7 protein-coding genes and 2 tRNA genes are annotated in these 7,725 nt (G+C 70.6%); 3 read left to right on the top strand and 6 right to left on the bottom strand.

Translation table 11 applies throughout. The features are described from left to right. From D3105_RS17325 to D3105_RS17300, 6 genes are all read right to left on the bottom strand, one after another. Nucleotides 1–1,340 (bottom strand): sensor histidine kinase (locus D3105_RS17325; RefSeq protein WP_118904081.1); only part of this gene is annotated, 1,340 nt, incomplete at its 3' end. A 1-nt stretch (nt 1,341) separates the two neighbouring features. After that, a complete protein-coding gene (locus D3105_RS17320; protein WP_118904080.1) occupies nt 1,342–2,163 on the bottom strand; it encodes an ABC transporter permease in 822 nt (273 codons plus the stop codon). Next, complete coding sequence (locus tag D3105_RS17315) at nt 2,160–3,164, bottom strand: ABC transporter ATP-binding protein (protein WP_118904079.1); 1,005 nt, start codon at nt 3,162–3,164, stop codon at nt 2,160–2,162. Before D3105_RS17315 ends, D3105_RS17320 begins: the two co-directional genes overlap by 4 nt. Before the next feature lie 128 nt (nt 3,165–3,292). Beyond that, nucleotides 3,293–3,365, bottom strand: a tRNA-Gly gene (locus D3105_RS17310). A gap of 79 nt (nt 3,366–3,444) precedes the next feature. Continuing rightward, nucleotides 3,445–3,516: transfer RNA gene (locus D3105_RS17305), tRNA-Gly, on the bottom strand. 183 nt (nt 3,517–3,699) lie between these two features. Next, nucleotides 3,700–4,035, bottom strand: a complete 336-nt coding sequence (locus D3105_RS17300) for a histone-like nucleoid-structuring protein Lsr2 (RefSeq protein WP_118904078.1) — start codon at nt 4,033–4,035, stop codon at nt 3,700–3,702. Nucleotides 4,036–4,455: 420 nt separating this feature from the next. On the opposite strand from D3105_RS17300, the gene purS reads away from it, so the two are divergent. From purS to purL, 3 genes are read left to right on the top strand one after another with little or no spacing between them, the layout of a single operon-like run. Then, nucleotides 4,456–4,707 carry a phosphoribosylformylglycinamidine synthase subunit PurS gene (purS, locus tag D3105_RS17295; protein WP_010056446.1) on the top strand — a complete coding sequence of 84 codons (252 nt, stop codon included), beginning with the start codon at nt 4,456–4,458 and terminating at the stop codon, nt 4,705–4,707. Next, on the top strand, nt 4,704–5,384 hold the full coding sequence (purQ, locus tag D3105_RS17290) for a phosphoribosylformylglycinamidine synthase subunit PurQ (RefSeq protein ID WP_118904077.1): 681 nt from the start codon (nt 4,704–4,706) through the stop codon (nt 5,382–5,384). The genes purS and purQ overlap by 4 nt, the downstream gene beginning before the upstream one ends. Further along, a complete protein-coding gene (purL, locus tag D3105_RS17285; protein WP_118904076.1) occupies nt 5,381–7,630 on the top strand; it encodes a phosphoribosylformylglycinamidine synthase subunit PurL in 2,250 nt (749 codons plus the stop codon). Before purQ ends, purL begins: the two co-directional genes overlap by 4 nt. Nucleotides 7,631–7,725: the final 95 nt, after the last annotated feature.

Here is a 7,725-nt window from a genome sequence, read left to right as displayed (position 1 = left end):
GGGGAGGGAGAGGCAGGGGGAGCGGAGGGGGCCGCGCGCTCGCCACCGGCTGAGGCGGTGCGCCCGCCCGGGCCGGAGGCCGTGAGCGGTACCGTCGCCGTCACCCGGAACAGATCGTCCCCGACCGGTCCCGCGGTGACGGTGCCGCCGAGCGCGCCGAGCCGTTCGCGCAGCCCGGCCAGGCCCGAACCGCCGCCGTCGCCCCCGTCGCCGAGCGGATCCGTGGCGCCGGCCCCGTCGTTCTCGACCTTCAGGACCACCGCGTCCGGGGTCCGGGCGAGCCGGATCGAGCAGTGGCGCGGGTCGCCGTGGCGCAGGACGTTCGTCGCGGTCTCGCGCACCACCCAGCCGAGCGCGGCCTGGACGGCGGCCGGGGCCCCGATACCGGCCGGGCCGTCCGCGCCCTCGACGGTGACGGAGATCCCGGCGGCCTGCAACACGCCCCGCGCGCCCATGAGTTCGGTGGGCAGATCGGCCTCCCGGTAGCCGCGTACGACATCGCGGACCTCCTGCTGGGACGCCCGGGCGATCCGCTGCACCTCGACCATCTGGTCCACCGCGGCGGGGTTGCCGCGCTGGGCCAGCTCCACGGCCAGCTCGCTCTTCAGGGCGATCACCGACAGGTTCCGGCCCAGCACGTCGTGCATGTCGCGGCCGAACCGCAGCCGCTCCTCCGCCACCGCCAGGCGGGCCTGCATGTCCCGTGCCTCCTCCGCCTGCCACATCACGGACATGCTCCAGCCGCTGGGGCGTACCGAGCTGATCACCAGCGCGGCGGCGAGCGCCATGGTCAGGCCGGTGGCCAGCAGCGGGGTACCGGTTCCCCCGAAGGCGGCCAGCAGGGCCACGAAGGCCGCGATGTACGCCGCCGCGTGCAGCAGGAACCTACGGGCGGGCACGAGCAGGGCGTACGGGATCCCGAACGCGATCGGTACGTCCATCGCCATCACTGGCAGCGCCCGTTCGTCCAGGCCGTCCACCGCCGTGAGGGCGATCAGCAGTCCGGACAGCACCACCAGCAGCACCGCTGGGAGCCGCAGCCGCCGCCGGGGAAAGGGCTCGGCCCCCCGGTAGTGGGCGAACGCCGGCCGCACGTTGACGTTGCTCAGCACGGACTGGGCGATGTTCACGGCGAGCAGGGCCGCGCCGATGGCCACCGCCCGGGCGCCCCGGTCGAAGACCGTGGCCAGCGGCAGGAGTCCCCAGGTCAGCAGGAACAGCCAGACCATCAAGCAGAGCGTCACCTGGGTGTAGAGGTCGATGCGCTGGAGCTTGCTGCGCTCGTGCCAGCCGCGCCGCCAGCCCCGTACCCGACCGATCACGCCCCTCAGCCCCTTCATGTCAGCCGCGCGGGTCCCAGCGGAACCACCGTCGCACAGCAAACACGCCGAAGGCGGTCCAGGCCAGTGCGGTCACCCCGGCGGTGAGCAGGTCGCCGCTCTCGACGCCGCCGAGCCAGCCGTGCCGGATCAGGGTCATCACGCCCGTCATCGGCAGCAGCTCCAGTACGGAGGCCAGCTTGTCGGGGAACACCGCCAGCGGGACGAACAGTCCGGAGCCGAACAGCGAGACGAAGAACAGCGGCAGGGTGGTGAGCTGCGAGGTCTGCACCGTCCGGGTGATCACGGCGGTCGCCGCCGCCAGGGCGGACATCAGGACGAAGCCCAGCACCAGACCGCCCAGCAGCAGGTCGGGACGGTGCGGCGCGCTCAGGTCGAAGGCGATCGCCCCGGCCACCACCAGCAGCACGCACTGGGCGAGCGCCAGGGCGACGGACGGCAGCGCGGTGCCGATGAGGATCTCGCGGTCGGAGATCTCGCCGGTCCGCAGCCGCTTCAGGACGAGTTCCTCGCGCCGGGCCACATAGGCGGAGACGAGGTTCATGTAGACGACCTGGACGAGGACCATGCCGATGCCGCCGGTCAGGGTGGCGCCCGCGACGGTCAGTCCGGTGCCGCCGAGGTCGATCTGTTCGAGCGAGGACCGCATCGCGAAGATCATCGCCAGCGGCAGCAGCAGGGCCACGACGATCGCGGTCCGGTTGCGCACCAGGAGGATCAGCTCGGCGCGGCCGAGTGCGGTCAGCCGCCGGGCCACGGCCGCCGCACCCGTGGGGGAGGCGGCGGGCGTCCGGTCGCGGACGGGGGGCGTGGTGGTCGTCATGCCGTCACCTTCTTGGAGCCGGAGCGGGCGGAGCGGTCGTTGACCTGGCGCGGGTCCTGGTCCCGGGGCGCGTGCTGGGCCCTCGCGATGTCGAGGAACGCCTCCTCCAGCGATGCGGAGCGGGCGTCGAGGCCGTGCAGCCGTACGCCGGACTCCCGGGCCCACTCCAGGAGTTCGTGCAGCGACTCCTGGAGGGCGGGGGTGCGGATCTCGACCCGGGACCCCTCGGCCGCCGCCTGCAGCGAGAGCGGGAGCCGGGCCGCCGGGACGGCCTCGGGGAGGACGAACCGGATCCGGGCCGGCTGCCGCGCGGTCACTTCGGCGATCGTTCCGGTGGTCACGATCCTCCCCTGATGCATGATCGCCAGGCGGTCGGCGAGCGCCTCGGCCTCCTCGAGGTAGTGCGTGGTGAGCAGCACGGTCGTGCCGTTGTCGCGCAGGGCCCGCACGAGCTCCCAGGTCTCCTGTCGGCCCTCCGCGTCCAGACCGGTCGTCGGCTCGTCGAGGAAGAGCACCTCGGGCCGGGAGGTCAGGGCGAGCGCCAGGTCGAGGCGGCGCCTCTCACCGCCGGACAGCTGCTTGACCCGCACGCCTGCCCGGACGGTCAGGCCGACCATCTCCAGGGCCTCGGCGGCGGGCCGGGCGCCGGTGGTGCAGGCCGACCACATGCGGACGGTCTCCATGACGGTGAGGTCGGAGGGGAAGCCGCCTTCCTGGAGCATGACGCCGGTACGGGGGCGGACGGCGGCGCGTTCGCGGTACGGGTCGTGGCCGAGGACCCGGACCGTGCCGTCGGTCGGCGGCGCCAGGCCCTCCAGGAGTTCCACGGTGGAGGTCTTGCCCGCGCCGTTCGTCCCGAGCAGGGCGAACAGTTCGCCGCGGGCCACGGAGAAGGAGATCCCGGACACGGCCTCGAAGCCGCCGGCGTAACGGCGTCGGACCCCGTTCGCCTCGATCACGGGACCGTTCGCGCGGTCGCTGAGAATGTCGTCGCTGGTCATGCTTCCAGGCTTCCGCCGGATCGGGCCCGGGGGCAGTGCGCACTGTCATCACTGCTCATGACAAACGTCATGGGGAACGGAAGAACGACAGAGGCCCCGATCGAAAACGATCGGGGCCTCTGTATCTGAGCGGACGACCAGGTTCGAACTGGCGACCTCAACCTTGGCAAGGTTGCGCTCTACCAACTGAGCTACGTCCGCAGTGCAGCCACTCGGCTTTCACCGGTGGAGCGAGCACCACTCTACCTGATCCAACTAAGTGGTCCGAAGAGTCGTGCAGAGCGGGTGACAGGAATTGCACACTGCGCCTTCCCCCTGGAAGGGGGCTGTTCTACTACTGAACTACACCCGCACGCTGCGTGGGATTCGGCTTTGCGGCCTCGCCCCTCGGCGTGTTCCAGACTCTATCCGACCTGCGGGGGTGTCGCGCAAGTCGGCTCCCCGCGAAGCTCGGCGAGCGGGCCCGCGGGGAGCGTCGGCGAGCCGTCCGGCGGTCCGCCCGGGGCCGCCTGACGGTGCGTCGCACGGCGTCGGATCAGCCCGCCGCGGCGAACGCCTCGTAGACCTTCTTCGGGATGCGGCCGCGGGCCGGCACGTCCATCCGGTGCGAGCGGGCCCAGGCGCGGACGGCCGCCGGATCCGGGGCGAGGGAGGTGTGGTGGTAGGCCGTGGGTGTCCTGCCGTGCTTACTGGCATTTGTCTGCTTTCGGCCGGCGGCCACGTAAGGCGCCAGCGTCTTCCGCAGTTTCTTCGCGTTGGCGGGATTGAGATCGATCTCGTACGTCTTCCCGTCCAGGGCGAAGGTCACCGTTTCCGCCGCCGCTCCCCCGTCGATGTCGTCGGAGAGTGTCACCACTACGCGCTGAGCCACGGATATCGGTCCTTTCCTGCGGCACCGGCGCGTTCTGCGTGCGCGGATGCCGGCCTTCCGGCTGCCGGGCGGGCGGAAGCGGATCGACGAGATGTCGACTGTTCCGTTGTCCCCGGGGCAATGGTGCTTTCCCCGGTAATCATTTGTACAGCGGTGGGCACCGCATTGTGAAGCCCAGCCAATTACCTGCGCGTGTCCGTGTGCAATCCGTGTGCAATCCGGGCGGGTTTTTCCCAGAGCTTTTCCGTGCGGTGTCGCGGCCGATATACGGACGTGATCCACGCACCGCCCTCACCGGGCCCGTCCTGCCCGATATCTACCCGCGTAGAAATTTTGGCCAGGTACGCTGAGTGGACCCGCGGGGGTCTGGGGAACCCCCCGGAGAGACAGCCGCACCACACCACCACACCGGGAGTGCCAGTGGCACGCGTCGTAGTCGACGTCATGCTCAAGCCCGAGATCCTCGACCCGCAGGGACAGGCTGTGCAGCGCGCACTGCCCCGTCTCGGCTTCGAGGGAATCGCGGACGTTCGTCAGGGAAAGCGTTTCGAGCTGGAGGTCGAGGGGCCGGTCGACGACGCCGCCCTCGCCCGCATTAACGAGATGGCCGAGACGTTCCTCGCCAACACCGTCATCGAGGACTTCGTCGTGAAGGTGGAGGAGGAGAAGTGACCACCCGTATCGGCGTCGTCACTTTTCCCGGCACCCTCGACGATCAGGACGCCCTGCGAGCCGTCCGTATCGCGGGCGCCGAGCCCGTATCCCTGTGGCACCGCGACAAGGACCTGCACCAGGTCGACGCGGTCGTCCTGGCCGGTGGTTTCTCCTACGGGGACTACCTCCGCGCCGGCGCCATCTCCCGCTTCTCGCCGGTGATGGAAACCCTCATCGAGCAGGCGAGGGCCGGGATGCCGGTCCTCGGCATCTGCAACGGTTTCCAGATCCTGACCGAGGCGCACCTGCTGCCCGGCGCGATGCTGCGCAACAACCACCTCCACTTCATCTGCCGCGACCAGAAGCTGCGGGTGGAGAACGCGGAGACCGCCTGGACCTCGGACTACAGCGCCGGCCAGGAGATCAGCGTCCCGCTCAAGAACATGGACGGCCGGTACACCGCCGACGAGCGCACGCTCGACGAGCTGGAGGCCGAGGGCCGCGTCGCCTTCCGCTACCTGGACGGCAACCCCAACGGCTCGCTCCGTGACATCGCGGGCATCACCAACGCCGCGGGCAACATCGTCGGCCTGATGCCGCACCCGGAGCACGCCGTGGAGCCGCTCATCGGCACCGGCCGCACCGACGGCCTCGGTTTCTTCACCTCGATCATCAAGAAGCTGGTCAACGCATGAGCCTGGATACGGTCAAGCACGCGGCCGAGACCCCGGACGCCGCGCAGCCCTGGAAGGAGCTCGGCCTCAAGGAGGACGAGTACGCCCGGATCCGCGAGATCCTGGGCCGCCGCCCTACCGGCGCCGAGCTCGCCATGTACTCCGTGATGTGGTCCGAGCACTGCTCGTACAAGAGCAGCAAGGTCCACCTCAAGCAGTTCGGCGAGAAGGTCCCCGAGAACGACGCGATGCTCGTCGGCATCGGCGAGAACGCGGGCGTCGTCGACGTCGGCCAGGGGTACGCGGTCACCTTCAAGGTCGAGTCGCACAACCACCCCTCGTACATCGAGCCCTACCAGGGCGCGGCCACCGGCATCGGCGGCATCGTCCGCGACATCCTCGCGATGGGCGCCCGCCCGGTCGCGGTCGTCGACCCGCTGCGCTTCGGCGCGGCCGACCACCCCGACACCAAGCGCGTCCTGCCGGGCGTCGTCGCGGGCATCGGCGGCTACGGCAACTGCCTGGGCCTGCCCAACATCGGCGGCGAGGTCGTCTTCGACGCCTGCTACCAGGGCAACCCGCTGGTCAACGCCGGCTGCATCGGCGTGATGAAGCACGAGGACATCCACCTCGCGCAGGCGTCCGGCCCCGGCAACAAGGTCATCCTGTACGGCGCCCGCACCGGCGGCGACGGCATCGGCGGCGTCTCCGTGCTGGCGAGCGAGACCTTCGAGTCGACGGGCCCCGCCAAGCGGCCCGCCGTCCAGGTCGGCGACCCGTTCCAGGAGAAGCTCCTCATCGAGTGCACCCTGGAGATCTTCAAGGAGAATCTCGTCGCGGGCATCCAGGACCTCGGCGGCGCCGGGCTCTCCTGTGCCACCAGCGAGCTGGCCTCCGCCGGTTCCGGCGGTATGCGTGTCGAGCTGGACACCGTGCCGCTGCGCGACTCCTCCCTCTCGCCCGAGGAAATCCTCATGAGCGAGTCGCAGGAGCGCATGTGCGCGATCGTCGAGCCGCAGCACGTGGACCGCTTCCTGGAGATCTGCGAGAAGTGGGACGTCATCGCCACCGTCATCGGCGAGGTGACCGACGGCTCGCAGCTGGAGATCTTCTGGCACGGCGAGCAGATCGTCGACGTCCCCCCGCGCTCGGTCGCCCACGACGGCCCGGTCTACCACCGCCCGTTCGCCCGGCCGTCCTGGCAGGACGCGCTCCAGGCGGACGACGCCGGCAAGCTGGCCCGTCCGGCCGACGCCGCCGAGCTGCGCGAGCAGGTCCTCAAGCTGGTCGCATCGCCGAACCAGGCCTCGAAGTCCTGGATCACCGACCAGTACGACCGCTTCGTGCAGGGCAACACCGTCCTCGCGATGCCGGAGGACGCGGGCATGGTCCGCATCGACGCCGAGTCGAACCTGGGCGTGGCGCTGGCGACCGACGGCAACGGCCGGTACGCCAAGCTCGACCCGTACACCGGCGCGCAGCTCGCGCTGGCGGAGTCGTACCGCAACGTCGCCGCCTCCGGCGCCAAGCCGCTGGCCATCTCGGACTGCCTGAACTTCGGTTCGCCCGAGGACCCGGACGTCATGTGGCAGTTCGCCGAGGCCACCCGCGGTCTCGCGGACGGCTGCCTGGAGCTGGGTACCCCGGTCACCGGTGGCAACGTCTCGCTCTACAACCAGACCGGTGAGACGGCGATCCACCCGACGCCGGTCGTGGCCGTGCTCGGTGTGATCGACGACGTGAACCGGCGTACGCCCGTCGCCTTCGCGCAAGAGGGCCAGCTCCTCTACCTGCTGGGCGACACGGCCGAGGAGTTCGGCGGTTCGGCCTGGTCCGAGGTCGTCCACAACCACCTCGGCGGCCTGCCGCCCAAGGTGGACCTGGCCCGCGAGAAGCTGCTCGCGGAGATCCTCATCTCGGCCTCGCGCGACGGCATGATCGACGCCGCGCACGACCTGTCCGACGGCGGCCTGATCCAGGCGGTCACCGAGTCCTGCCTGCGCGGCGGGAACGGCGCCCGGCTGGTCGTGCCGGACGGCCTGGACGCGTTCACGTTCCTCTTCTCCGAGTCGGCGGGCCGCGCGGTCGTCGCGGTCCCGCGCAGCGAGGAGCTCCGCTTCACCGACATGTGCGGGGCGCGTGGTCTGCCCGTCGCCCGCATCGGTGTCGTGGACGGCGAGGAGATCGAGATCCAGGGCGAGTTCAGCATTCCGCTGAGCGAGCTCCGTACGGCGCACGAGGCGACGATCCCCGCGCTGCTCGCCTGAGCCGCGCGCCGACCGGCGTTTCACGAAGCCCCCGCCCGGGTCGACCGGACGGGGGCTTCGGCCTTCCCCCGAACCCCCTTGATAGAAATTACGTA

The organism is Streptomyces globisporus (assembly GCF_003501885.1).
In the GTDB taxonomy this organism is placed as follows: Bacteria; Actinomycetota; Actinomycetes; order Streptomycetales; family Streptomycetaceae; genus Streptomyces; species Streptomyces globisporus_D.
This window is presented reverse-complemented; position numbering and strand designations above follow the sequence as displayed.

Bases quoted from the DNA above. Each gene is read 5' to 3' on its own strand.
- D3105_RS17320 (WP_118904080.1), bottom strand. From the start codon at position 2,163: ATGACGACCACCACGCCCCCCGTCCGCGACCGGACGCCCGCCGCCTCC.
- D3105_RS17315 (WP_118904079.1), bottom strand. From the start codon at position 3,164: ATGACCAGCGACGACATTCTCAGCGACCGCGCGAACGGTCCCGTGATC.
- purL (WP_118904076.1), top strand. From the start codon at position 5,381: ATGAGCCTGGATACGGTCAAGCACGCGGCCGAGACCCCGGACGCCGCG.